General features: G+C 69.2%; 12 protein-coding genes and 2 pseudogenes. 11 read left to right on the top strand and 3 right to left on the bottom strand.

The annotated features are described in order from the left end of the window. Positions 1 to 485 precede the first annotated feature (485 nt). The 5 genes from galT (at position 486) to OG509_RS01865 (ending at position 5,664) form a co-directional block, all read left to right on the top strand. Entirely contained in the window at positions 486 to 1,535 is a 1,050-nt protein-coding gene (gene galT / locus OG509_RS01885; RefSeq protein ID WP_406179488.1) for a galactose-1-phosphate uridylyltransferase, read from the top strand. Further along, positions 1,532 to 1,744: an NAD-dependent epimerase/dehydratase family protein gene (locus OG509_RS01880; protein ID WP_406179487.1), complete on the top strand. Its 213-nt coding sequence runs from the start codon at positions 1,532 to 1,534 to the stop codon at positions 1,742 to 1,744. Before galT ends, OG509_RS01880 begins: the two co-directional genes overlap by 4 nt. Then, positions 1,741 to 2,874 (top strand): galactokinase, encoded by a 1,134-nt coding sequence (galK, locus tag OG509_RS01875; RefSeq protein ID WP_406179485.1) that lies wholly within the window; start codon positions 1,741 to 1,743, stop codon positions 2,872 to 2,874. The genes OG509_RS01880 and galK overlap by 4 nt, the downstream gene beginning before the upstream one ends. 108 nt (positions 2,875 to 2,982) lie before the next feature. Then, positions 2,983 to 3,789, top strand: a complete 807-nt coding sequence (locus OG509_RS01870; protein WP_406179483.1) for a DeoR/GlpR family DNA-binding transcription regulator — start codon at positions 2,983 to 2,985, stop codon at positions 3,787 to 3,789. 123 nt (positions 3,790 to 3,912) lie between these two features. Further along, positions 3,913 to 5,664, top strand: a complete 1,752-nt coding sequence (locus OG509_RS01865; RefSeq protein WP_406179481.1) for a glycoside hydrolase family 35 protein — start codon at positions 3,913 to 3,915, stop codon at positions 5,662 to 5,664. Positions 5,665 to 5,745: 81 nt separating this feature from the next. Here OG509_RS01865 and OG509_RS01860 read toward each other — a convergent pair. Continuing rightward, positions 5,746 to 7,193: pseudogene (locus OG509_RS01860) on the bottom strand (RICIN domain-containing protein). Between the two features lie 385 nt (positions 7,194 to 7,578). On the opposite strand from OG509_RS01860, the gene OG509_RS01855 reads away from it, so the two are divergent. The 4 genes and pseudogenes from OG509_RS01855 to OG509_RS01840 form a co-directional block, all read left to right on the top strand. Beyond that, positions 7,579 to 8,499, top strand: coding sequence for a carbohydrate ABC transporter permease (locus tag OG509_RS01855; RefSeq protein ID WP_406179479.1), 921 nt, complete (start codon positions 7,579 to 7,581; stop codon positions 8,497 to 8,499). 4 nt (positions 8,500 to 8,503) lie between these two features. Next, positions 8,504 to 9,508 carry a carbohydrate ABC transporter permease gene (locus OG509_RS01850; RefSeq protein WP_406179477.1) on the top strand — a complete coding sequence of 335 codons (1,005 nt, stop codon included), beginning with the start codon at positions 8,504 to 8,506 and terminating at the stop codon, positions 9,506 to 9,508. Positions 9,509 to 9,572: 64 nt separating this feature from the next. Further along, the gene (locus OG509_RS01845) at positions 9,573 to 10,904 is read left to right on the top strand and encodes an ABC transporter substrate-binding protein (RefSeq protein ID WP_406179476.1); all 1,332 of its coding nucleotides are present in this window, start codon (positions 9,573 to 9,575) and stop codon (positions 10,902 to 10,904) included. Beyond that, positions 10,905 to 11,758 (top strand): annotated as a pseudogene (locus OG509_RS01840) (aldo/keto reductase); the annotation flags it as partial. 73 nt (positions 11,759 to 11,831) lie between these two features. On the opposite strand, the gene OG509_RS01835 reads toward OG509_RS01840, so the two are convergent. Continuing rightward, positions 11,832 to 13,481 (bottom strand): purine-cytosine permease family protein, encoded by a 1,650-nt coding sequence (locus OG509_RS01835; protein WP_406179475.1) that lies wholly within the window; start codon positions 13,479 to 13,481, stop codon positions 11,832 to 11,834. 322 nt (positions 13,482 to 13,803) lie between these two features. Then, on the bottom strand, positions 13,804 to 18,780 hold the full coding sequence (locus OG509_RS01830; protein ID WP_406179473.1) for an FG-GAP-like repeat-containing protein: 4,977 nt from the start codon (positions 18,778 to 18,780) through the stop codon (positions 13,804 to 13,806). 296 nt (positions 18,781 to 19,076) lie between these two features. On the opposite strand from OG509_RS01830, the gene OG509_RS01825 reads away from it, so the two are divergent. Both OG509_RS01825 and OG509_RS01820 read left to right on the top strand, forming a co-directional pair. Continuing rightward, a complete protein-coding gene (locus tag OG509_RS01825) occupies positions 19,077 to 26,285 on the top strand; it encodes a polymorphic toxin-type HINT domain-containing protein (protein ID WP_406179471.1) in 7,209 nt (2,402 codons plus the stop codon). Positions 26,286 to 26,293: 8 nt separating this feature from the next. After that, positions 26,294 to 26,692, top strand: a complete 399-nt coding sequence (locus tag OG509_RS01820; protein ID WP_406179470.1) for a hypothetical protein — start codon at positions 26,294 to 26,296, stop codon at positions 26,690 to 26,692. The last annotated feature ends 33 nt before the right edge of the window (positions 26,693 to 26,725 follow it).

Below are 26,725 nucleotides of genomic sequence, written 5' to 3'. Positions count from 1 at the left end.
GGCGTTATGGTCGGCCGTGACGGTCGAGCAACAGGAAAGTGCGGAACGGCGACACAGTGAGTCGGCCGCGGGGAGACCGCAACTCACGGAGCGTCGTCCACCCGTCCGGTGGCGGGGCGACCTTGCCGGTACCCACCGCTGGCGGTCGCGGCAGCTTCAGCCACGGGTGAGCGCCTGAGAGCGCAGTACCGGAAGGCCGGTCCCCGCGCAACGCGCGTGAAGGCCCCACCCCCACGGGTTGGCCGTCCGCCTCCTCGTCCGGCCGGACCGGTCTCGTCGGTGGCGCCGTGGGCGGCGCCGCGGCCCTGGCCGGCGCTTTCGTCCTGCTGCGGCGGTGCAAGACGACGGGCTCGCCCCGCAGCGCCCACCGCCGCTCGCGCAGCCGACAGGATCGCACGTTGACTTCAGTTGTTTTCTGTTTACTCTTGTCGACGTATGGCCCGCCATAGCCGCCGTACCGTACTCCGAGAGACGGGCACGTTTCCGTGAAGAGAACCACGACGAAGCTCGCCGACGGTCGCGAGCTGATCTACTACGACCTCGACGAGAGCGCCGAACGCGACACGGTCGACCGGCGTGCGCCGGAGCCCGTCGACAGCAACCCGGAGCTGCGCCTGGATCTGGCGACCGGCGACTGGGTCACGATCGCCTCGCACCGGCAGGGACGCGTCCACCTCCCGCCGACCGACGCCTGCCCCCTGTGCCCCTCCGGGAACGGGCGCCACAGCGAGATACCGGCGGCGGACTACGACGTGGCCGTGTTCGAGAACCGTTTCCCCTCCCTGGCGGGGCGCGTCGGACGCTGCGAAGTCGTGTGCTTCACGCCCGAGCACGGAGCGAGCTTCGCCGATCTGACCGAGGACCGCGCCCGGCTCGTACTCGACGCCTGGACGGACCGCACCGCGCGGCTGTCGTCCTTTCCCGGAATCGAGCAGGTGTACTGCTTCGAGAACCGCGGCGCGGAGATCGGCGTCACCCTCGCGCACCCGCACGGGCAGGTCTACGCCTTTCCCTTCGTCCCGCCGCGGACCGCCAAGATGATCGCCGTCGCCGACACGCACCGGTCCGTCACCGGCGGGAACCTCTTCGAGGACCTGCTGGCCGAGGCCCGGGTCGCCACGTCGCGCGTGGTCCTGGCGGGGGAGCACTGGACGGCGTTCGTCCCCTATGCCGCCCGCTGGCCGTACGAGGTGCACCTCTACCCCCATCGCCGCGTCCCCGACCTCACCCACCTCTCGGAGGCCGAACGCGCCGAGTTCCCCGGGATGTACCTGGAGCTGCTGCGCAGGTTCGACCGGTTGTTCCGTCAAGAAGGGGAGCCCGCGCAAGCGGCCCCGACCCCCTACATCTCCGCCTGGCACCAGGCGCCGAAGACCGGTGGACAGGAACTCGCCCTGCACCTGGAGCTGTTCACGGTCCGCCGGTCGGCAGGCAAGCTCAAGTTCCTGGCCGGGGTCGAATCCGGAATGGACTCCTTCGTCAACGACATCGCCCCCGAAGACGCGGCCCGGCGGCTCCGCGAGGCAGCGTCATGAGCAGGTACCTCGTCACCGGTGGCGCAGGCTGCACCGGCAGCGCGGTCACGGCCCGGCTCCCCGCGGCCGGCCACGCGGTCACCGTGCCGGACGATCCGACCCTGATCACCGGCGAGGCCGCGGCCCGCGGGCCGGCAGCCGTGTCCTTGCGGTACTCCGACGTCGCGGGAGCTGACGACGGCACCCGCGTACGCGAGGTGACCGCGTGAAGGAGGCCTTCCGGCGCATCTACGGCGCCTACCCGGAGGGGGTCTGGGCAGCGCCCGGCCGGGTCAACCTGATCGGCGAGCACACCGACTACAACGACGGCTTCGCGCTGCCCATCGCCATCCCCCAGCACACCCTGGTCGCGGCGCGGCGGCGACAGGACGGCCGGTTGCGGCTGCACAGCGCCCAGGGGGACGGCCCGGTCATCGACCTCCACGTCGCCCGACTCACCCCCGGAGCCGTCACCACATGGGGCGCCTACCCGGCGGGGGTCGTCTGGGCGCTGCGCGAGGCCGGACACCGGCTCGGGGGCGCCGACCTCCACATCGACAGCACCGTGCCCGCCGGCGCGGGCCTTTCGTCCTCCGCCGCGCTCGAGTGCGCGGTCGCGTTCGCCTACAACGACCTCTACGGGATGAAGCTGAGCGCACCCGCCCTCGCGCTGATCGGCCAGCGCGCGGAGAACGGTTTCGCCGGGGTGCCGTGCGGGGCCATGGACCAGTTGGCCTCCGCCTGTTGCACCGCCGGCGCGGCCCTGCACCTGGACATCCGTGCCGGCGCCCACGAGCAGGTCCCGTTCGCTCCGGAGGAACAGGGGATGAGACTGCTGGTCGTAGACACCCGCGTGAAGCACGACCTCGGCGACGGCGCGTACGCGGCCTTGCGGGCCGGGTGCGAGAAGGCCGCCCGTCTGCTCGGGCTGGCGGCACTGCGCGACCTCACTCCCGCGGACCTGCCCGGGGCAGCCGGAGCGCTCCCCGCCCACCTGGTGCCCCTGGTCCGGCACGTGGTGACGGAGAACGCACGGGTCACCGAGGCCGTCACCCGCCTTCGGGCCGGGGACCTGGCGGCGTTGGGGCCGATCCTCACGGACGGTCACGCGTCGCTGCGCGACGACTTCCGGATCTCCTGTGCGGAGAGCGACCTCGTGGTGGACACGGCCCTGGCGCACGGGGCTCTCGGGGCTCGCATGACCGGTGGCGGTTTCGGCGGGTCCGTCATCGTGCTGGCGGAGGCGGGCCGGGTGGAGGTGATCGGCGCCGCTGTCACCACTGCGTTCCGTGCGGCCGGGTACCAGGCTCCGCACCTGTTCCCGGTCTCCCCGGCCGTCGGCGCCCGGCGCATCGTGTGAGAACGCGGTGAGGCCGAAGCCCGGCGACGTAGACTGTTCGTTTGTGAGGAATGCCGTGTGACTTTGACGGCGCACACGGACGGCGCTCACAGGAACGGGGACGAGATCGTGACCGAGTCAGCACGCCTCGCACCCCAGCGGAGGGCTCTCATCCTCGACATCGTGCGCCGCGACGGTGCCGTGCGCGTGGCCGATCTCGTGGAGCAGCTGGGTGTCTCGGACATGACCATCCGCCGCGATCTCGATGTACTGGCCCGCACCGGTTCCCTGTCGAAGGTGCACGGGGGCGCCATCAGTGCCTCCGTCACCACGGGAGACGAACCACCGTTCGAAACGAAAGCCGGTATGGAGTCGCGGGCCAAGTCGGCGGTGGCCGAGGCGGCCTCCGCTCTCGTGAAACCGGGCAGTGTCGTCGCCATCTCCGGCGGGACGACGTCCTACGCGGTAGCGGCGCGGCTCCGGGACGTCGCGGGTCTGACGGTGGTGACCAACTCCCTGCCGGTCGCCCAGCTCCTGCGTCCCACCGGGGCCGAGCCGGGCCCCGCGGGCCCCACGCTGCTCCTGACCGGCGGCACTCCCACCAAGTCGGCCTCTCTCGTCGGACCTCTCGCCGACCAGGCGATCCGCTCGCTCCAGGTGGACCTGCTCATCGTCGGCGCCCACGGCGTGTCCGAACGCGCCGGAGTGACGACTCCGAACCTCGCGGAAGCCCAGACCAACCGCGCGATGATCGACTGCGCCACTCAGGTGGCCGTGGTCGCGGACCACACCAAATGGGGGGTCGTGGGCCTCAGCCGGTTCATCGCCCTGTCGGAGATCGACTACTTCGTCTCCGACGACGGCCTGGACCCCGAGGCGTGCTCCGTCCTGAGAGATTCGGTGGGGCAGCTGCTCCTGGGCACGACCCGGCCGTAGAGCGTGACAGACACATGGAAGGGATGGCAGGGCTTGCCATGTCGCGAATGTTTACGCAAACATTCAGAGGCGACAGTCCCACGGCGCGATCCGCGCATCCCTGCTCAGCTGAGGAGCACGCGCATGCCCCTTCTCCAGATCGAAGACGACGGTTTCCGGCTCGACGGCGATCCCTTCCGCATCCTCTCGGGCGGACTCCATTACTTCCGTGTCCATCCCGACCTCTGGCGCGACCGGCTGCACAAGGCCCGTCTCATGGGGCTCAACACGGTGGAGACGTACGTCCCGTGGAACCTCCACCAGCCGCGGCCCGACGTGTTCCGCATGGACGGCGGCCTCGACCTGCCCCGGTTCCTCGATCTCGCCGCCGCCGAGGGGCTGCACGTACTCCTGCGGCCCGGCCCCTACATCTGCGCCGAGTGGGAGGGTGGCGGCCTGCCCTCATGGCTCCTGGCCGACCCGTCCATGCGGCTGCGCAGCCGCGACCCGCACTTCCTCGCCGCAGTCGACGACTACTTCGGCCGGCTCCTGCCCCCGCTGCACGACCGGCTCGCCACCCGGGGCGGGCCGGTGCTCGCCGTACAGGTGGAGAACGAGTACGGGGCGTACGGAGACGACACCGCCTACCTGGAACACCTCGCCGATTCCCTGTACCGCCACGGGGTCGACGTCCCTCTCTTCACCTGTGACCAGCCGGCCGACGTGGAACGAGGGGCGCTGCCGGGAGTGCTCGCCACCGCCAACTTCGGCAGCCGGTCGGCTGCGCACCTCGCCACCTTGCGCACCGACCGGCCGTCCGGGCCGCTGCTCTGCACGGAGTTCTGGATCGGCTGGTTCGACCGATGGGGCGGAAACCACGTCGTCCGCGGCGCGGAGCAGGCGTCCCAGGAGCTCGACGAGCTGCTCGCGACGGGTGCTTCCGTGAACTTCTACATGTTCCACGGCGGTACGAACTTCGGCTTCATGAACGGCGCCAACGACAAGCACACCTACCGGCCGACCGTCACCTCCTACGATTACGACGCCCCTCTCGACGAGGCCGGAGACCCGACCGAGAAGTTCACCGCCTTCCGCAAGGTCATCGGAAAATACGCCCCGGTCCCGGCGGAGTTCCCGCCTTCACGTGCCGGGAAGTTCAGCCTGGCGGCGGTGGAGCTGACCGAGAGCATCGGTCTGCTGGACGCCGCGCCCGCCCTCGGGGACGCCGTCGCCTCACGCCGTCCGCTGACGATGGAGGAACTCGGGCAGAACTACGGGTTCGTGCTGTACGAGGCGGACCTGCCGGACGCGGGGCCCGCTCTGCTCGAACTGGAGCAGGTGCGCGACCGCGCCCAGGTCTTCCTCGACGGCCAGCCCGTCGGGGTGCTGGAGCGCGAGAGGCACGAGCACTCCCTCAGTTTCGCGGTCCCGCGGCCGGGCACCGTCCTGACCGTTCTCGTGGAGAACCAGGGGCGCGTGAACTACGGCCAGGGCATCCACGACCGCAAGGGGTTGCTCGGCCGCGTTCTGCTGAACGGCTCCCCGCTCGACGGATGGACCAGCCGTCCGCTGCCGCTCACCGCGCCGCAGGACCTTCCGTTCGGCGCCAGGTCGGCCACGCCGATCGGACCGGCCTTCTACCGTGGCACCTTCGACGCGGACCGGGCGGCCGACACCTTCCTCCACCTCGACGGCTGGACGAAGGGCTGCGTCTGGGTCAACGGCTTCGCCCTCGGCCGCTACTGGTCCCGCGGTCCCCAGCGCTCGCTCTACGTACCCGGCCCGGTGCTGCGTGCGGGTGCGAACGAAGTCGTCGTACTCGAACTGCACGCACCCGGCCGGGAACGAAACGTGGCCTTCCGGGAAGCGCCCGACCTCGGCCCCGTCGAGGACTGACGGCCCCGGCGGTCGTGTGGGGCCGTGACCCACGCCGTGGGTTCACACGGCCCCACCGGTGCCGGGGCGCAGGCGCGACGGTCAGACGGCCGAGCGCCGCCACTTCTGGTTGTCGCCGCCGTTGCACGTCCACTGGATGAGCCGCGCGCCGTCGGCCCAGGACTGGTTCGCGACGTCGATGCACTTACCGCTGTGCTGGGCGACGAGCCGCATGCCGGTCGGGCCTGCCTGGGACGTCTTCCATTTCTGTCCGGGCGCGTCGCCGCAGGTCGTCTGGACGACGCCGGCGCCGTCATCGGGGGACGCGTCGCGAGACACTTCCCGCTGTGGCGGAGCATGATCCGCACCGTGCCGTCTCCCAAGCCCTGGAACCACACCTGCTGGTTGACGCTGCCCGCCGTGCAGGTCCACTGGATCAGCGCGGCGCCTTCGGCCACCGACCAGTCGGCGGCGTCGGCGCACTTGCCGCTGTGCGCTGCCGTCAGGGTGTTCCAGTCCCCGATTCCCCGCACGGTGCCGGCTTCCGTGGAGATGATGATCTGAGGGTAGTAGTCCATGGACAAGGTGGTCCTGGTCGGGAACTTCAACGGGAGCCAGATGTACTGCGAATCGTTGACCGTTCCGCCCATCGAGTTGCCCCAGCGGTCGCCCATGTACAGGTGGGTGGTGGCACCGGAGGTGCCCTCGACCGCGAGCACGAAGGCCGTCTGGGAGCCGTAGGTCCTGCCGTCGCCCAGGTCCCTCAGCGAGCTCCAGGCGCCGGTGACGCTGTCCGCAGTGCCGTACTTCTGCTGGTTGGGGGACCAGCCGGTGGCACCGGACGTCACGAGGAAGTAGACACCGTCACGCTTGAACAGGGCCGGAGCCTCGCGGGACTGGCCGGCCCACAACTTCTTTACCAGGGTCTCGATGCCGGTGTAGTCGGCGGTGAGCCGGTAGATGTGCAGGTCCGCGTTCTCATTGGCGGCGGAGATCATGTAGCCGGTGCCGTCAGTGTCCACGAAGGTGGTGATGTCCCGGGACATGTGCCCCAGCGGCCGGAAGCTCCCGTGCCAGGAGTAGTCGCCGTCGACCGTGGAGGAGACGGCCACCGCGGCACGGGCCTCGCCGTAGTCGGTGGCGCTGCCCTCCTTGTGCATCCACATGACGAACTGTCCGGTGGCGCGGTTGTACATCACCTTGGGGCGCTCGATGTTGGCGGTGGCCAGCTCCGGGTCGGTGGCCTGGGACAGGACGTGGCCGCGGAACTCCCATGTCTTGAGGTCGGTGGAGCGGTAGGCGGAGACGTACCGGAAGCTGTTGTCAGGGTTCCGGTCCTCTCCGAACCAGTAGTAGTACTCGTCCACCTTGATGACCCCTCCGCCATGGGCGTGGACGGGCCGGCCGGCGGGATCGGTGAATTGCGTCGCGTTGACGACGGTGACGGGGGAGGGGGAAGCCGCGGCGGTGCCGAGACCGCCGGGCAGGATCGCGAACAGGGCTGCCACAACGGCGAACAGGGTTGCCAGGTAAGCGGGGTGACGTCGCATGAGTACCTCGTGATGGCCGGCGGATGGAGTGGGGTGCGCGGTGAAGTCGGTGTTCCATCTCTGCAATGTTTACGTAAACATCCAGTGGCTGGCTGCGAGTCTGGGAGCCGCGTCAGGGCCTGTCAAGCAGTCGGACGTGAATCGTCACGGCCGGCCCGGGTGGCGCTCCTTCACCCAACTTCACCTGTGACGCCCCGGGTCGGCATTTTTCGGCCCGGCGGGCGCAAGGTGCTTGACGCTCCCAAGTGGGAGTGCCACCATCGCGGGACCGATGGTTACGTAAACATTTCTCATCAGGTCCTGCCCAATGAGGCCGATTCCGGCCCGAGGCCGTCACTTCTTCCCTCCGTCGCGGACCTGTAGGTCACTGACACAAGGACCCACCATGACGCTCCTGCCGGCACCGGCAAAAGCAGTCTCCCCGCCCCGTTCCCGTTCACGCGCACGTCGGAACGCCCTCGTCGGCTGGTGGTTCGCCGGACCGTTCGCAGCGGTGTTCGCCCTGGTCTTCCTGGCTCCCATCGGGTACGCGTTCTACCTCAGCCTGATGCGCGACCGGCTCATCGGAGGCACCTCGTTCGTCGGCGCGGACAACTATCTCCAAGCGCTGACCGATGCGCGGTTCTGGGAGGGATCGGCACGGGTCGGGCTGTTCCTGCTCGTCCAGGTGCCGGTGATGCTGGGGATCGCGCTGCTCGTCGCGCTCGCCATCGACAGCGGCCGGCTGTACGGCAAGGCCTTCTTCAGGGTGGCCGTCTTCCTGCCCTACGCCGTACCGGCCGTGGTCGCCAGCCTGATGTGGGGGTTCATCTACGGCTCCAGGTTCGGCCTGGTGGGCAACCTGAACGACGCGTTCGGCCTGGCCCTGCCGGATCCGCTCTCGCCCTCTTTGGTGCTCGCCTCCATAGGCAACGTCGTGACCTGGGAGTTCGTCGGCTACAACACCTTGATCTTCTATGCCGCCCTGAAGGTGGTTCCGCGCTCCCTCTACGAGGCGGCGGCCATCGACGGCGCCGGGGAGTGGCGCATCGTCGCCGCGATCAAACTGCCGGCCATCCGCAGTGCGGTGGTCATCGCGACGATCTTCTCGATCATCGGCAGCTTCCAGTTGTTCAACGAGCCGAACATCATGCAGAACCTCGCTCCCAATGCGATCACGACCGACTACACCCCGAACCTCTACACGTACTCGCTGGCCTTCTCCGGGCAGCAGCACAACTACGCGGCGACCGTCGCCATCGTGATGGGCGTCTTCACCGCGGTCATCGCCTACGCGGTGCAGCTCCGCGGCATGCGGAAGGGCTGAGCACATGATCACGGACCCCACCGGTGTCTCCTCGGACACCAGGGAGCGCACCGTCCACTCCGGCGCGGACTCGAACATCGCTGCCGTCGGATCACGAAGGCCCCCTGCCGCCGGACCACCCCGTCCGTCGTCGCCGCGTCGCCGCCGACGGCCCCACACCCCGCTGGACCCCGGGCCCAGCATCCCGCTGACCCTGGTGACCGCCCTGGTCCTCGTCTACACCCTCCTGCCTCTCGTCTGGCTGGTCATCAACGCCACCAAGGACCAGGAGGACCTCCTCGACTCCTTCGGCCTGTGGCTCGGCAAGGACTTCCAGCTCTGGGACAACATCTCCCGCACGCTGACCTACGACGACGGCGCCTTCGTCCGCTGGACGCTCAACACGCTGCTGTACGTCGCAGCCGGCGCGGGTGGTGCGACGCTGCTCGCGGTCCTCGGCGGATACGCGCTGGCCGTGTACGAGTTCCCGGGCCGCCGGGCCGTGTTCGCCGTCGTCATCGGGGCCGTGGCCGTCCCCGGCACGGCCCTCGCCGTCCCCACGTTCCTGATGTTCAGCGGCATGGGCCTGGCCAACACCCCTTGGGCAGTGATCATCCCCTCCCTGGTCTCGCCCTTCGGGCTCTACCTGATGTGGGTGTTCACCGCGGAAGCGGTCCCTTCCGAACTGCTCGAAGCCGCCCGCATCGACGGCGCCGGCGAGCTGCGCATCTTCTTCAGGGTCGCCCTGCCGTTGCTGATGCCGGGAACCGTGACCGTTCTGCTCTTCTCCATGGTCGCGACCTGGAACAACTACTTCCTGCCGCTGATCATGATCAAGGATCCGGACTGGTACCCGCTCACTCTTGGTCTCAACGCCTGGAGCGCTCAGGCCAGGACTGCGGGCGGCGAGCCCGTGTTCGACCTCATCATCACCGGATCCCTGCTCACCATCGCGCCGATCGTCGTGATCTTTCTCCTGCTCCAGCGCTACTGGCAGTCAGGCCTGGCCGCCGGCAGCGTCAAGGAGTGACGCGCCCGGCTCCGTGCTTCGTCCCGACCCACCTCATCCGCACACCGAACCAGGAGCACCACCGATGAGAACGAACAGCCGCCGCCGGATCTACGCCGCCGTCGCAGCGACGTGCGCCCTGACCCTCGGCATGACCGCCTGCGGTTCACCGGACCCGGGGGCCGACAATTCCGTGAAGGACGTGGCGTCAGCACTCGAAGCCGGAGGCAAGGTGACGGTGTGGGCGTGGGAGCCCACGCTGAAGAAGGTGGCCGCCGACTTCGAGAAGAAGTATCCGAAGGTGGACATCGAGCTCGTCAACGCGGGCACGGGAGACAAGCAGTACACCGCGCTGCAGAACGCCGTCGCCGCCGGTTCGGGAGCCCCGGACGTGGCCCAGGTCGAGTACTACGCCGTCGGCCAGTTCGCCATCGGCAAATCCCTGGAGGAGCTCTCCTCCTACGGCGCATCCGCCCACGACCAGGCCTTCACCACCGGTCCCTGGAGCGCGGTCAAGTACGGCAAGGGGATCTACGCCCTCCCCATGGACTCCGGACCCATGGCGCTGTTCTACAACAAGAAGGTCTTCGACCGGTACGGCATCGCCGTCCCCACCACCTGGGACGAGTACGTCGAAGCGGCGCGCGCCCTGCACAAGGCCGACCCGAAGCTCTACATCACGAACGACACCGGGGACGCCGGCGCCACGACCAGCCTGATCTGGCAGGCGGGCGGACGCCCGTACAAGGTGGAGGGCACCGAGATCGGCATCGACTTCGGCGACACCGGCACGGCTCGGTACGCGGGTACCTGGCAAAAACTCATCGACGAGCGACTGCTCGCGCCGGTCACTTCCTGGAGCGACGAGTGGTACAAGGGTCTGTCGGACGGCAACATCGCCACCCTGTCCATGGGGGCCTGGATGCCCGCCAACTTCGTCTCGGGTGCACCTGCCGCGTCGGGGGACTGGCGCGTGGCGCCCCTCCCGCAGTGGACCAAGGGTGCCAAGGCGGGTGCGGAGAACGGGGGTAGCTCCCTCGCTGTGCCGAAGGCATCGAAGAACAAGGCGCTGGCCTACGCCTTCATCGAGTACGCGACCACGGGAGCCGGCGCCACGGCCCGCGTCTCCGAGGGCGCCTTCCCCGCCACGCGGGCCGACCTGGAGTCGCAGGCCTTCCTGGACAGCCCGTTCCCCTACTTCGGGGGGCAGCAGGCCAACCGGATCCTGGCCGACGCGGCCCGTGACGTCGCCGCGGGCTGGTCGTACCTGCCGTACCAGGTGTACGCGAACTCCGTCTTCAACGACACCGTGGGCAAGGCGTACGTCTCCTCTACGACGCTGGCCCAGGGGCTGGAGGCCTGGAGGGCCGCAAGTGCCAAGTACGGAACGGATCAAGGGTTCACCGTCGCCAAATAGCGGGCGGTGCTGCGCCGGGCCTTCGACCGGGGCGTCACGCATTTCGACCTGGCGAACAACTACGGCCCGCCGTACGGGAGCGCGGAGCGCAACTTCGGCCGCCTGTTCGTACAGGACTTCCGTCCGTACCGGGATGAGCTGTTCATCGCCTCCAAGGCGGGCTACGACATGTGGCCCGGTCCCTACGGGGACGGTGGCGGCCGCAAGTACCTGCTGGCAAGCCTGGACCAGTCACTCCGGCGTACGGGTCTGGAGTACGTGGACGTGTTCTATTCGCACCGCCACGATCCCGAGACCCCGCTCGAGGAAACCATGGGGGCGCTGAACACGGCCGTGCGCTCCGGCAGGGCGCTGTACGCCGGCATCTCCAACTATCCGGCCGAGCAGCACCGCGAGGCGGTGGCGATCCTGCGGGAGCTGGGCACACCGGTGCTGCTGAACCAGGCCCGCTACTCGATCCTCGACCGCACCCCGGAGGACGGACTGCTGGACGCGGTGGGTGACCCCGCACCAGCCTGATCGCCTACTCACCGCTCGCACAGGGCCTTCTGACGAGTCGGTACCTCGACGGCGCGGTGCCCGCCGGGTCGCGGATGTCTGTCGGGCACTTCCTCAAGGAGGAGGCGCTGAGCGGCGCCAAGCTGGAGCGGCTGCGGACACTGGGCGAGCTGGCGGCGCGACGCGGACAGAGTCTGGCGCAGCTGGCGATCTCCTGGGTGCTGCGCGACCCCCGGGTGGTGTCGGTGATCATCGGCGCGAGCAGCGTGATCCAGCTGGACCAGAACCTGGAGGCGCTGCACGGGGGGCTCCTGTCCGAGGAGGAGCTGGTGGAGATCGACTTGCTGAGCCGCTGACGGAGCTCGGACAGGGCGCGCCGGGTGCACTTACGTCGGTCATCGACCGCACCTCACCCCGAACGGGGCTGTCCTACACGGTGGCCGGCAGGACGTGGTCGCCGATCTTGTCCGTACTCAGGCACAGCGAGCAGACGACCGCGTCGTGGGTGAGACAGGCGGCGAGGTCGGGGCGCTCGTAGGGCTGGTGGCAGACGTGGCAGTCGAGGGTGGCTGCGCTGGGGTTCCCGTCGGTGTCCAGCAGGGGCTCGCTGATGCCGTCGTCGGTGCGGCGCAAGTAGTAGCGGCCCTTGGTGACCACGGCCATCAGCGGGGTGACGACGAAGGCGATGACGGCTGCGGCCACGGGCGAGTACGGCTGGAGGGTGTCGCCGAGGAGGTGGAAATACATCGCGATCGACAGGCCGGAGGCGGCGACGAAGGCCACGACGCCGACCGGATTGATCGCGTGGAGCATGCCCCGGCGGAACTCCGGCTGGAGCGGGGACAGCTTCAGCGCGTACTTGTTGATGCCTATGTCGGTGGCCACGGTGACCACCCAGGCGATCGCGCAGTTCGAGTAGAAGCCCAGGATGCTGCCCAGGAAGCTGAACATGTCGGCCTCCATCAGGGCGAGTGCGAAGGCCAGGTTGACCAGGACGAAGACCATACGGCCGGGGTAGTGCTTGGTGACGCGGGTGAAGGAGTTGGTCCAGGCCAGTGAGCCGGAGTATGCGTTCGTCACGTTGATCTTGATCTGGCTGATGACCACCAGGACCACGGCCAGCGGGACGACCATCCAGGACGGCATCATCGCGTCGAAGGCGCTGCGGAACTGCTGGATGGGCTCGGGCGCGGCAGCCGGTCCGACCTCGGCGATGATGTGGACGGCGAGGAAGACACCGATGGCCTGCTTGAGCGCACCGAGCACGACCCACCCGGGGCCGGCCATTACCACGGCGGTCCACCAGGTGCGCTTGTTCGCCTCGGTCTTGGGCGGCATGAAGCGCAGGTAGTCGATCTGCTCGCCGATCTGCGCGATCAAGGACAGGCACACACCCGCTCCGAGCATGACGGAGGCGGTGTTCACGGCGCCGTCGCCGTTCGTGCCGGGGTAGGCCAGGAAGCGGTCGACGGTGCCGGGGTCGTTGGCGATCAGATAGACCAGCGGACCGGCCATGAGCAGCAGCCAGATCGGGGTGGTCCACACCTGGAGCGTGCTGAGCGCCTTCATGCCGTAGACGACCAGTGGGATCACCATGAGCGTGGAGACGGCGTAGCCCAGCCACAGCGGCAGTCCGAGGCCAAGCTTGAGGCCCTGGGCCATGATCGAGCCTTCGAGGGCGAAGAAGATGAAGGTGAAGCTGGCGAAGATGACGCTGGTGACGACCGAGCCGTAGTAGCCGAAGCCGGAGCCGCGGGTGATCAGGTCGAGGTCGATGTTGTAGCGCGCGCCGTAGTAGGCCAGTGGGAATCCGGTGATGAAGATGACGACCGCGGCGACGGCGATGGCCACGAGCGCGTTGCCGGTGCCGTGGGCCAGGCCGATGCCGGCGCCGATGGAGAAGTCGGCCATGTAGGCGATGCCGCCGAGGGCCGTGGTGGCCACGACCATGGGGGTCCAGCGGCGGTAACTGCGGGGTGCGAAACGGAGGGTGTAGTCCTCCAGCGTCTCCTTGACCGCCTGGTCGGCAGCGGTCCTCGTCGCTTCTGTCGTCGTCTGTCGTGACTCGGTGGTGCTCATGCCACGCCTCCCGGTGGGGCTGGGTGCAGGTGATGCGATGCGGAGCCCCGTATGGCGCCGTTGACAGGACGGGGACGATGGGCCGTCATGAGTGGTTTCCGGCAACCCTGTTCACGGCCGTGATCCCACGGTCGGTCACGCTAGAAAGCGGTTGTTACCCCGGGTGTGCGTTGTGGTGAACACCATGTTGCCGTTGAGGGGGCGGATCCGGGTCAGATGGTCGTCCAGCGCTGCACTGCCTCTTGGCCGTGAGCGGCGAGGCCCCGCACCTTCGGTGAAGGTGCGGGGCCGTTGGGGGCCTACCGGCGCGGAGCCGGCGGGGTCACCAGGTGCCGGGCAGGGCCTGCCAGCTCTGGAGGCTGTTCTCGAAGCCGCCGTCCGGGCGGCTCTTGAACGTGAAGGCGCTGGAGGCGCCGCTCGCGTAGTTGTACACGATGCCGATGTCCTCCCGGCCGTCACCGTCGGTGTCGCCCGAGACCGGCAGGGCGGCGCTGGTGCCGTACCAGCTCCCCTCCGGCGTGTCCCAGCTGCGGACGTTCTCGCCGACCGTGCCGTCGGCCTTGCCGAGCAGGGTGTCCAGCGAGGAGTGGCCGTCACCGTGGTCGTACATCAGGGCGACGTCGGCGCGCTTGTCGCCGTCGTAGTCGCCAACGGCCAGCTTCGTCTTCGCGTACTCCCAGACCCCGGCGGGCTTCGCCCAGTGCTTCACCGGGGCGGCGAAGCCGCCGTTCGGCTGGGCGAGTCCGGTGAACAGGGCCGTGCCGTAGGAGGCATAGCCGTACATGGCCAGGAAGTCGTCCCGGCCGTCGCCGTTCATGTCGCCGACGCGGAAGGTGGCGTAGTCGATCCACCACTTGCCGGCGCCTGTGCGCCAGCTCGCGACGGAGGCGTTGAAGGTGTTGTCGCCCTTGGACGTCCACGTGTGGGCGCCCGTGTCGCCGTTGCCGTAATCCTGGATCAGGGCGAGGTCGGCCCGCTTGTCGCCGTTGAAGTCACCCGCCAGGGGCTGGGACTTGGCCCAGGTGTACACGCCCTTGGCGACGGTGATGCTCTTCACCGGGGTGAAGGTGCCCGTGGCGTTGGAGACGAAGTTCCACAGCGCGGTGCTGCCGTCGTCGTACCCGTACCAGGCGCCGATGTCGGCCCGGCCGTCGCCGTTGAAGTCACCCGCGACCCACTTGGCCTGGTCGGCGGAGAAGCCGCCCTTGGCGCTGGTCCAGCGGACCGTCGGCTCCGAGAAGCCGCCGCTGGGCAGGGCGTCGAAGACCCACAGCGCGGTGGTGCCGTCGCCGTAGTCGTACGCGGTGGCCAGGTCGCTGCGGCCATCCCCGTTGAAGTCGCCCGAGAGGTCGGTCCGCAGGTGCGCGGTCCGGTCGGCGGGCTGGTGCTCGACGGTGGCGCCGGTGGTGCGGTTGTGGCGGATGTAGCCCTTCTCGAAGTCCTCCCGGGGGCCGCCCGCGACGTCGTACTCGTCGGAGGTGGGGTAGCCGAGGGTGCTCTTCTCGCCGCCCAGCGCGATCCACTTCTTGCGGATCGAACCGAACACCGACCAGGAGCCGTTGGCCTTGCTCCAGTAAACGGAGCCGGTGTCGGCGGAGTCGGAGCGCTTGCGGAAGTGGTTGAAGCGGGCCACGCTGCCGTCGCCCACGTTCGTCTCGTCCGTGGTCGGGTAGCCGAGGTAACTGGCCGGGCCGCCGAGCGAGGTGTACTTGTTGAAGATCGATCCGTGGACGGACCAGGCGCCGGTCTCGGCGGACCAGTAGATGCCGCCCTTGCCGCCCGCGGTGGAGGAGAAGGTGGAGTTGTAGCCCGCGCCGTCGAAGTTCTTGACCTCGTCGGAGGTGGGGTAGCCCATGATGGACTTCTCGGCGCCCATGCTGAGCCACTTGGCCCGGATGGCGCCCCACACGACCCAGGCACCGCTGCTGGGGTGCCAGTAGATGGAGCCGTTGTCGCTGGTCGCGCCCGCACCGCGGAGGTTCACGTACCGGCCCACCCCGTCGCCGGGGACGAGGACGTCGGTCGTCGGGTAGCCGAGCGACGTGCCGCCCTTGGCCAGGAACTTGGACAGGATCGGACCGCACAGCGTGTGCGTGCCGGTGGCCGTCGAGGTGAAGGCCTGGCACTCGGACCACGAGGTGCCGCCGAGGACCAGCGGACGGCCCGCCGCGAAGGCGGAGCCGGCGGACGCGGCCCGGCCCGGGAACTCGGTGATCCGGCCGTCGCCGCCGCGGGACCACAGGTCCGCGAAGCCGTCGGTCTCGAAGTCGCCGTTGCTGGACAGGTGCGGGTACGCGGCGCCGGTGAATCCGGTGGCGATCGCGCTCTCGCGGGCGGAGGGCTCACCGAAGACCGCGAGGTCGGCGGTGGTGGTCGCGCCGGGCTCCGTGGTGCGGCGGCTGGTGTACTGGTGGATCTTGCCGCTGACGGTGTCGCGGGCCCAGACCTCGGGCAGCTGGTCGCCGTTGAGGTCGCCGGGCGCCATGATCGTCATGTTCTTCCAGTCGGCGTTGCCGAGCCCGACGGGCTCGCCGAACGCGTCCAGGAAGCCGACCGTGGAACCGAGGTACAGCCACAGCTGGTCGCCGGACTTGACCAGCAGGTCGGGCTGGTCGTTGTCGTCGGTGCGCCCGTCGCCGTTGTCGTCGTTGACGCTGCCGATGGAGACGACCTGGTCGGCATTGGCCCAGTGGTCGTCCGCGTCGGGGTTGCCGACCTGGAGTTCCTGGCGGTTGGCGTCCGCGGTTTCGAGATCGCCGTCGCCCTTGTTCGGGTAGACGTACAGGTTCTTGCGCGAACCGTCGGGACCGGGCCGCAGGACGACGAGGTCCTCGTAGTAGTCCTCGTTCCAGCTGCCGCGGTGCGCCAGCGAGGTGGCGTCGGCGAAGGAACCCTGGTCGAGCTGGCGGGACAGGTCGAAGGTGCCGTCGCCCTTGCCCGGGTGCAGCCACAGGGTGCCGGCGCCCGGGTCGACGCTCCAGATGTCGACCGTGCCGTCGCCGTTGAGGTCGCCGTGCTTGTCACGGGTGGCCAGGCGCTTGGCGTAGAAGAGGTATTCCTTCAGGTTCGACCGGTTGCCGGAGGCGTCCAGGCTGCGGACGAAGAGCCGCTGCGGACCGGCAGTGGTCGGCGTGTACTTGACGTCGACCGAGCCGCCCTGGGTGGTCGGCGCGACCTTGTTGACCTTGGGGTTGGAGTCGGTCCACCACTCGAAGGCGGTGACGTCCTTCACGCCGTTGGCGCCCAGGGTGAAGACGCCCTCGGTGCGGGCGAAGCCCGTCTTCTCGGGATCGTCCTCGTTCTCGGGGAACTGGACGGACTTCACGGACGGGGTCTTGTCCGGCCGGGTGCGGTCGATCGTGAAGGTGCACTGACCCGCCCAGGGGCCGGGGGTGCCGACCTTGTCCAGCGCCCGGACGTCCCAGCGGTAGGTGCCGTCGAGCCCGGTCGCGGGGATGGGCAGCTGGGCCACATTGCCGTTGGTGATCTTCTTTTCGACCTTGGTCTGGGTCGAGGTGCCGTCCTTCCAGTAGTGGAACTCGGCCCAGAGATTGATGTCCTCCTTGTCCTTGTCCTTCACGCGGGCCCGCAGGACGACCTGGTCGGTCGTCCCGATGATGCCGCCGGTGCAGGGGACGGAGGGGTCGGTGGACCGCTCGGTCACCTTCTCCGGGGTGGTGTTGAAGGTGACCGAGATCCGGGCGCTGTTCGGGTCGAGCTTGCGCCAGGAGACGTCGACGGTGTCCTTGGCCGCCTTCAGACCGAACGTCCAGTTGCCCCAGTGCTTCTGGGTGGCCGTCGCTACGGCCGACTTCACGTTCAGCTCGATCAGGTCGCCGTCACCGGGGCAGTTGCGCCCGCCGTAGGACTGGCCGGTCGCGTCGACCATCCGGACCCAGTTCGGCTGGTTGTTCCAGGTGGTGGACTTGGAGATGGTGCCGGTGTCCCAGACCTGGATGTCACCGGACTTGCAGCTCCAGGAGCCGGCCGACTTCTGCTTGATGCGCAGGGTCGACTCGATGATCTGCTTGTCCCAGTAGTCGGTCATGCCGACCTGGAAGAAGGTCTTGGCGCAGATCACCGCGTTGCCGTTGGCGGCGTCCTTGGCGCAGCCGACGCGGGCGTCCTTGCTGAGCGTGCCGCCGTTCCAGTAGTTGGTGCTCGACGAGGACGGGAACGCGTTGTGCTTGTACGCGATCGTCCAGGCCTGCTTCCAGGCGTCCCAGGTCGGGTCGATGACGACCGGGTACGTGGTGTCCGGGGCCCGCAGCAGGCTCTGGTCCGGGGTCAGCGTCAGCGTGGACCCGGAGAGCCGGATGCCGAGGTCGGCCTGCTTGGAGCCGGTGGTGACGCCCTCGACCGGGGCGGCGGGGGGTGCGGGGGCCGCGGCTGCGGGCGCCTGAGGGGCGGCCTGCGGGGCTGCCGCTGCTGCGGCGGCGGCCGAGCGCGGCGTCTTGGCGGCGGGGGTCGCCGGGGCGGCGGCCTCGGGGGCCTGGGTCTGGGTCTGGGGCTGGGCCTGGGGCTCGGCGGTCTTCTGCCCGCCCGCGTCCCACATCTGCGGCTTCGCCGAGCCGAATACGGTCTGGCCGTTCGGGTCCAGCGCGCGCAGTTGGCCGTCGGCCTCGGCGCGTACGGTCAGTCCCTTGGCCTTGAGACCGAAGTCGAGCTGCGCGAGGGCTGGATTGGCCGCCGCCTCGCGGGATTTGACGATCAGGGCGTGGGAGAAGCTGTCGACGGTCGCGCTGACGCGCAGGTCGACTCCGGGGAGGACCTCGGGGTAGACGGCGCTGTCGCCCTCCAGCTTCGGCTCGGGAAGCGGCTTGGGCCAGGACAGGGAGACATCACGGCCGTTTTCCGACATCACAGCCAGCGGAGCCTCACCGCCGCCGGAGAAGGTCAGGCCCATTGCCGTTGCTTTAGGTGCGATGCGTCCGTCGGAGCCGCGCTCCAGCGTGGTATCGACCGGAATCAGCTTTCCGGCCTTGCGGACTCGGACGGGCACCAGAGCCCGATTGGCCGTCTTGGTCCCGTCGGGGTTGGCCCAGACGTCGTCGGTCTCGGTGCGCCCGCTCACGATCTCGACCGGCTTGCCGGTCCGCTGTGCCTCTGCGGCCGCCCTTTCGGCATCGATCCGGGCGGCGGGAGCCTCGCTTCCGGCGGCCGCGTGGCGGGCACCGGCCGCCAGGGCGGCGGGTGCCGCGGCCAGCAGGCCGGCAGTCAGGGCCACGGTGGTGACCAGCGCCGATGCCCGCAGGCGTGGCTGGCCGATGGCGCGGAGCCGCGCCAGGGGTGGTCTCACGGGTGTTCCTTGAAGTCGTCCCGCGCGCCCCGGGAACCGGCTTCCGCGCGCGGATGGCTCGAATAAGACCGGGTGAGCTTCTCACGTGGGATGCACCAAGAATAAAGCGGAAGGGGAAATTCCTATTCCATAGGCTTCCTGTCCGCCTTTGCCCGTTCTTGGTGCAGTCAAAGGCTCCGGAAAACCGGCGGCAACGGCGGTAATAAAGTGTGACGCACTCCTCGCTGTTACTTTTTGAGTCCTTGTCGAAACAGCGTGTATATTGCTTTCACGCGTGACTTTTCACGGAATCTACTTTGCCAAATCATAATTCGTACGGTAAGGGCAGGCGGCGCAGACGCTCGCTCGGCTGGTCGATACCAGCCCTTGCCGTCAGCCTGCTCGTCACAGGACTCAGCGCACCGCCCGCGACGGCCGCTGCCGCGGCCAAGCCGGAGCTGCAGAAACTGACCAAGGTCGGGGGCAAGCCGGTCACCGGCAAACCCGCACCCGGCCCCGCGGAATCCCAGCGGAACAAGTGGACCGGCGCCCCCAAGGTCGCCTGGCCCGCAGCAGGCTCCGCCGAGGTCCAGGTCCCCGCGGCCGCCGCCCCCACCGCCTCCCGCGCCGGGACGCTCGCCGCGCCCGCGGCGGGCGGCCCCGAAGCTCCGGCCGCACCCAAGGTGAAGGCCGGGGCGCTGCCGGTACGGCTCGCCGCCGCAGCGACGGCGCAGCCGCAGACCCGCAGCGCGCCCAAGGGCCCGCAGGCCTTCACCGCCCCCGCGCCCGGTGCCCCGGCCCAGGACGACGTCAAGGCCCAGGACGACGTGAAGGTCCGGGTCGACCTGCACGACCGCGCCCAGGCCGACCGGGCCGGCGTTCCGAACGGCCTGCTCCTCACCGTGCAGCGGACCGATGCCCGCACCGGGGACGCCCCGGTGTCGGTGGAGCTCGACTACAACGCCTTCAAGAACGCCTACGGCGGCAGCTGGGGTTCGCGCCTGCGCCTCACGGCCCTGCCCGCCTGTGCGCTGACCACCCCTGAGCGGCCGGAGTGCCGTAACGGCACGCCCGTCACCACGCGGAACGACGCGCAGACCGGCACGCTCACGGCGACCGTCGAGGCCCCGGCCCGCGAGGCCTCGGCCCCGGCCGCCGGGTCCTTCGCCAAGTCGGCGTCACCGTCGGTCGCCCAGCCGATGATGCTGGCCTCGGCCGCCGGCGCCGCACCGATGGTGCTCGCCGCCGCGCCGAGCGCCGACGGCGCGAACGGCACCTTCAAGGCCACCTCGCTCAGCGCGACGGGCACCTGGCAGGCCGGCGGCTCCGCCGGTGACTTCTCCTGGTCGTACCCGCTGGAGATCCCCGCCTCCCTCGGCGGCCCCAGCCCGTCTCTGGCGCTCGGCTACTCCAGTGCGCAGATCGACGGCCGCACCTCCGCGTCCTCGCAGCAGACCTCCTGGGTCGGCGACGGCTGGGACCTGGGCTCGAACTTCATCGAGCGCTCGTTCCTGCCGTGCAGCCAGGACAAGAAGGAGGGTTCCGGCTTCAACAACCCGAAGGACGACACCGGCGACCTCTGCCACGCCGTCTCGGCCGTCACCATGTCCCTCAACGGCGGCTCCACCCAGCTCGTACGGGATGACAAGACGGGCGTCTGGCGTCCGGCCCAGGACGACGGCTCACGCGTCGAGCTCCTGACCGGCGCCGACAACGGCGACAAGAAGGGCGAGCACTGGCGCGTCACCACCGCCCAGGGCATCCAGTTCCACTTCGGCCTGAACAAGGTCCCGGGCTGGACCTCGGGCAAGCCGGTCACCAACTCGGCCCTGCTCGTCCCCGTCTACGGCAACCACCCCGGCGAGGACTGCTTCAAGTCCGGTGACTTCGCGGGCTCCGTCTGCGACCAGGCCTACCGCTGGAACCTGGACTACGTCGTCGACCCCCGCGGCAACGCGATGACCTACTGGTACAACAAGGAGGTCAACCACTACGGGTCGAACTACAAGATCGCCGGTGGTTCCACCAACCGTGCCTACGACCGCGCCGGCTGGCTCGACCACGTCTCCTACGGCCTGCGCAAGGACAACCTCTTCGCCCCGGCGCCCGCCCAGGTCGACTTCACCGTCGCCGAGCGCTGCCTGAAGACGAAGGACTTCGACTGCGCCGAGGGCAAGCTCAAGCCCGAGGTCGACTGGAACATCGCCAAGATGTGGCCGGACACCCCCGGCGACCAGCTCTGCGGGGCGGGAGAGGAGTGCAAGGCCCGCTTCACGCCGACCTTCTTCTCCCGCAAGCGCCTCACCGAGATCACCACCAAGGTCTGGAACGGCACCGCCCACCAGCCGGTGGACACCTGGAAGCTGACCCAGGACTTCCCGCAGACCGGTGACGGCACCGACTACCCGCTGTGGCTCTCCGCCGTCCAGCACACGGGCCGCAACGGCCAGGAGATCACCCTCCCGCCGGTCAACTTCCGCGGCAAGCAGCTCCCGAACCGCGTGGACGGCATGGGCGACGGCAAGCCGCCGTACCTGCGCTACCGCATCATGGCGATCGACACCGAGACCGGTTCGACCGTCAACGTGACCTACCGCGACCCGGAGTGCCGGGCCTCGGACCCCAAGATCCTGCCCGCCTCCCACGAGTCGAACACCCTGCGCTGCTACCCGGTGATCAACGAGATACCGGACCCGAACGACCCCAAGCGCGAGAAGAAGCTCTACACCACCGACTGGTTCCACAAACACGTCGTCGACACGGTCTCCGAAGAGGACCGCAACGGCAACTCCCCGACGCGCGTCACCCAGTACCAGTACCTGGGCGCGCCCGCGTGGGCGTACGACGACGAGACCGAGGCAATGCGGGCGAACACCCGCACGTGGTCGCAGTGGCGCGGCTACGAGCGCGTCCGCACCCTGATCGGCGAGGCCCCCGACAAGCGGGCCATGACGGAGAGCCTGTTCTTCCGCGGCCTCGACGGCGACCGCGCCGCCCCCTCGGGCGGCAAGAAGTCGGTCAAGGTCAAGGACTCCGAGGGCAACGAGGTCGCCGACCACCGCCTCTTCGCGGGCCAGACCCGCGAGGTGCTCGCGTACGACGGCGAGGGCGGCCGGCTGGAAGCGGCGACCACGTACATGCCGTGGCTGCACGGACCCACCGCCTCCCGGGCCCGCGAGGGCATCGAGCCGATGGAGGCCTACGTCCGGGGCACGGCCAAGGTGGCCTCCCGGATCCTCCTGTCGGACAACCGCGGCTGGCGCCGCACCGCGCAGGACACGGTCTTCGACGACCGCGGTCTGCCGAAGACCGTCTCGGACCTCGGCGACGTCGCCGACCCGAAGGACGACAGCTGCACCCGCTTCGAGTACGAGTCGGACGAATCCCTGTGGATCATCGGCCGCCAGAAGCGGATCGAGTCCCTCGGCAAGGCCTGTGACGCCACCGACGTGAAGCGCCCCGAGGACGTCATGTCCGACGCGCGCGTCTACTACGACGCCGTCGGCAACGTCACCCGCACCGAGTCCCTGTCCGGGTACGCGGGTGGTCAGCCGGTCTACGTGACGGACGGATCGGTCACCTTCGACGCCTACGGCCGTCCGAAGACGACCACCGACTCGTTCGGCAAGGTCACGAAGGTCGACTACACGCCGGCCGCCGACCAGATCGTCACCAAGACCGTCAGCACCAACCCGCTCGGCCACACCCAGACCATGGAGACCGACCGCGGACGCGGCTCCATCCTGGCCAAGACGGACACCAACGGCCGCCGCACCGTGATGCAGTACGACGGCCTCGGCCGCGTGAGCAAGGCCTGGTCCCCGGACCGCAACCCCGACACCAAGTCCCCGGACGCGGAGTTCGGCTACGACGTGCGCACCGACGGGCCGGTGGTCATCTCGACCAAGAGCCTGCTCGACGACGGTACGTACCGCAGCAGCTACGAGATCTTCGACAGCAGCCTGCGCATCCGCCAGACCCAGATGGAGGCCCTCGGAGGCGGTCGGATCATCGCCGACACCTTCTACAACAGCCTCGGCCAGGTCTGGAAGTCCAACGGCGCCTACTACACCGCCGGTGCTCCCTCCGGCGTCCAGTGGGAGCCCAAGGACAACCAGGTGCCGGCCTCGACCCTGACCCAGTACGACGGGTCGGGCCGTTCGGTCGCGCAGATCTCCCGGAAGTTCGGCGAGGAGACCTCCCGCACGACCAGCCGCTACGGCGGCGACTCGATCACGGTCGACCCGCCGAAGGGCGAGACCCCGACCCAGGCCTTCCTCGACGGCCAGGGCCGCAAGACCGAGCTGCGCTTCTTCCGCTCGGACTCGCCGACCGGCCCGTACGACACGACCCGGTACGCCTATGACCGCCGGGGCCAGCTCCAGAGCGTCGTCAACGAGGCCGGGGACACCTGGTCCTTCGAGTACGACATCCGCGGCCGCGAGACCCGCGTCTCCGACCCCGAGAAGGGCGTTGCGACCAAGGCGTACGGCAAGGGCGACCGCCTGGAGTCGATCACCGACGCCCGGGGCAAGACGATCGCCTTCGCCTACGACGCCCTGGGCCGCACCACGGCCACGCACGAGGGTTCGCTCAGCGGTCCCAAGCTCACGGAGATGGTCTACGACACCCTCCCCGGTGCCCTCGGACTCGCCGTGTCCTCGACCCGGTACGTCAACGGCAACGCGTACACCACGTCGGTCACCGGCTACGACACCGAGTACCGGCCCACCGGTACGTCGGTGACGATCCCGCAGTCCGAGGGCGGCCTGGCGGGCACGTACGAGTCCTCGGCCGGCTACCGGCCCAACACCGGTCTGACGGCGTGGTCGCAGCTGCCCGCGGCCGGCGGACTGCCCGCCGAGCGCGTCACGATGACGTACAACCGCTACGAACTGCCCACCACCATGGGCGTCGCGGGCAAGTCGTTCGTCTCCAAGATCGACTACTCGCCCATGGGCGACGTCCTGCGCACGCAGGCGGGCCCGGCCGGCTCGCAGTTGTACACCAGCAACTTCTTCGACGAGCAGACCCGGCGGCTGACGCGCTCGGTCAACGACCGGGAGAAGGCGCCGGGCCGGATCAACGACACGTCGTACGAGTACGACACGGTCGGCAACATCCTGAAGATCTCCGACAAGGAGGGCCCGGAGGCCTCCGCGACCACCGACACGCAGTGCTTCGCCTACGACTACATGCGCCGTATGTCGGACGCCTGGACGGCGACCGACGACTGCGCCGCCCAGCCGGGCGCGGTGGGCCCGGGCTCCACCCCCAAGGTGGGCGGTCCCAACCCGTACTGGTCGTCCTACGGCTTCGACGCGGCCGGCAACCGGACCAAGGAGACCAAGCACTCTCCCACCGGTGACCTGACCAAGGACGTCATCCGCACGTACGGTCACGGCACCCCGGGCACGTACGGAGCCAACCGCCTCGCGAAGGTCGACACCGCCGGTCCCGGTGGCTCGCGGACCGAGTCCTACACCTACGACGAGATCGGCAACACCCGCTCGCGGACCGTCCAGGGCAACACTCAGAACCTGGAATGGGACATCGAGGGGCACCTCGCGAAGGTCACCGAGGGCTCGCAGACGACCGAGTTCGTCTACGACACCGCGGGCAGCAGGCTCATCAAGCGGGATCCGTCGGGCACCACGCTCTACCTGCCCGGCACCGAGGTGAAGCTGACCAAGGCCGGCAAGTTCGAGAGCAACCGGTACTACGCCCACCCCGCCGGCCCGACGATGGTCAAGACCGTCAAGGACGGCGTGACGTCGACCTCGTACCTGCTCAGCGACAACAACGGCACGGCCACCACGGCCGTGGACGCCGCCACGCAGGCGGTCACCCGCCGCAAGTTCACCCCCTTCGGCGAGGCACGCGGCGAGGCCCCATCGGTCTGGCCCGGCAAGAAGGGCTTCATCGGCGGGGAGCTGGACGAGTCCACGGGTCTGGTCCACCTGGGTGCGCGCGAGTACGACCCGGCGACCGGACGGTTCCTGTCGGTCGACCCCGTGGTCGACTTCAACGAGCCCAAGCAGATGGCGCCCTACGCCTACGCGAACAACTCGCCGGTGACCTTCACCGACCCGACCGGCAAGTCCATCGCCCCGCCGGTCATGCCCATCAAGGACTTCTCGGACGCCGAACTGGCCTGGGCGAACTGGGCCAACGGCCGCAGCGCGCTCGACGTCGCCCTCGACGTCGCGGTGAGCATCCTGAAGGACGTGTCCGGATACAACGACATCCGGGCATGCCTGGGCGGCGACTGGGGTGCCTGTGCGGGCCTCGCCTTCGAGGCGGCGCTGCCCTTCGCGGGCAAGGCCAAGCGGATCCTCAAGGCGCTGGACCGGGCCTGGGACGCGTTCAACAGCTGGATGGGCAAGCTGAAGCTCGCGCGGGACATCATCTCCCGGGCCCAACGTTACGAACAGGCCATGGCGAAGTACGCCGAGGACCTGGCCGAGTGGAAGAGGCAGATCGAGGAAGCGGCCGAACGGGCCCGAAAACTGGAGGAGGAAGCGGCCGCGGCGAGAAGAGCCGCGCAAGAGGCCGCGGCCGCAGCGGCCAAGAAGGCCGACGAGGCAGCGGCGACCGCGGCGCGGCAGGCCAAGGACGCCGCGGCCAAGGCCAAGAAGGCCGACAAGGGCGGCAAGGCCAAGAAGGCCGAAGAGCCCAAGAAGGCCGACAACAAGGAGAAGGCGAAGGGCGACGGCGGCGGTCACGGCGGAGCCGCCAAGAAGGCCGAGCAGGGCGAGACCTGCAACAGCTTCGTGCCCGGCACCCAAGTGCTGCTCGCCGACGGCTCGACCAAGGCGATCGAGGACGTCCGGATCGGCGACGAGGTCGTCTCCACGGACGCCAAGACCGGTACCACCACGGCTGAGCCGGTCGTCGCCAAGATCGTGGGCGAGGGCCGGAAGAACCTGGTGGAAGTCACCATCGACACCGATGGCGACCGGGGCGACGCGTCGGAGACCATCACGGCGACCGACGGCCACCCGTTCTGGGTCCCGACCCTGAAGGCGTGGATCACCGCCGCCGAGCTGAAGGCCGGCTCCTGGCTCCAGACCTCCTCGGGCACCTGGGTCCAGGTCACCCAGGTGAAGTCCTGGACCCAACAGAAGCGGGTCCACAACCTCACCGTGGCCAGCCACCACACGTACTACGTGGTGGCGGGGCAGACCCCGGTCTTCGTCCACAACTGCGGCATCTCGATGGAGGAGGCCATCGACCGGGCCATCGCGCACGTCAGCGGCGGCGGTCCGGTGCGGATCGTGCGGTCCGGCAGCGGTGGTGTCCAGTTCATGGCGGAGCACACGGACGAGAGCGGCCGGGTACTCAAGAAGATCGCCCGGTTCGACGTGAACCCGGACAGTACGCACGTCCAGCAGCTCAAGCCGCATCTCAACCTGGAAGTCCAGATCGGCAAGAAGACGATCGACAAGGGCCCGATGGCGGATCCGCACACACCGATCGATCCGGCTACGATCCGGCCGGGTGACTGGTGGCCGAAGGGAACATAGGGGAAACCATGCTGAACGTCCTGGTGAGTGACGCGACCGGAGAGCTTGCGCTCTCGGGGTCCCGGGCCGAGCTGTACGCCTTCGGGCGGCAGGTGCGCGGGGGCCTCGGCGAGACGGGTCTCTCCCACGTCGCCGACCCGGCTCCCTACAGCCGGTCGCTGACGCGCGTCGTCTTCCGGCAGGCGGACGCCGAAGCGGTGATCTCCGTCCTCGCGGACGGAGAGACCCTGGAGGTGCGTGGCGGGCTCGATGCCCTGGCCTACCTGGCCGCCAACATCGAGGGCTTCGCGCAGGACGGTGACCCGACCGGGCACCTCCACCTGGAGTACCCGGGGCACGACTATCTGGCGCAGGAATCGGATCCGCTGGTCGTCGCTCTCGACGAGGGGGTCTCCTCCTCGTCCTGACCGACGGAACACACACACGGCCCTGCCGCGGCT

It is taken from the genome of Streptomyces sp. NBC_01006 (genome assembly GCF_045162725.1).
Classification (GTDB): domain Bacteria; phylum Actinomycetota; class Actinomycetes; order Streptomycetales; family Streptomycetaceae; genus Streptomyces.
Note: the sequence above shows the minus strand (reverse complement) of the source record. Positions and strands in the feature narration are given on the sequence as shown.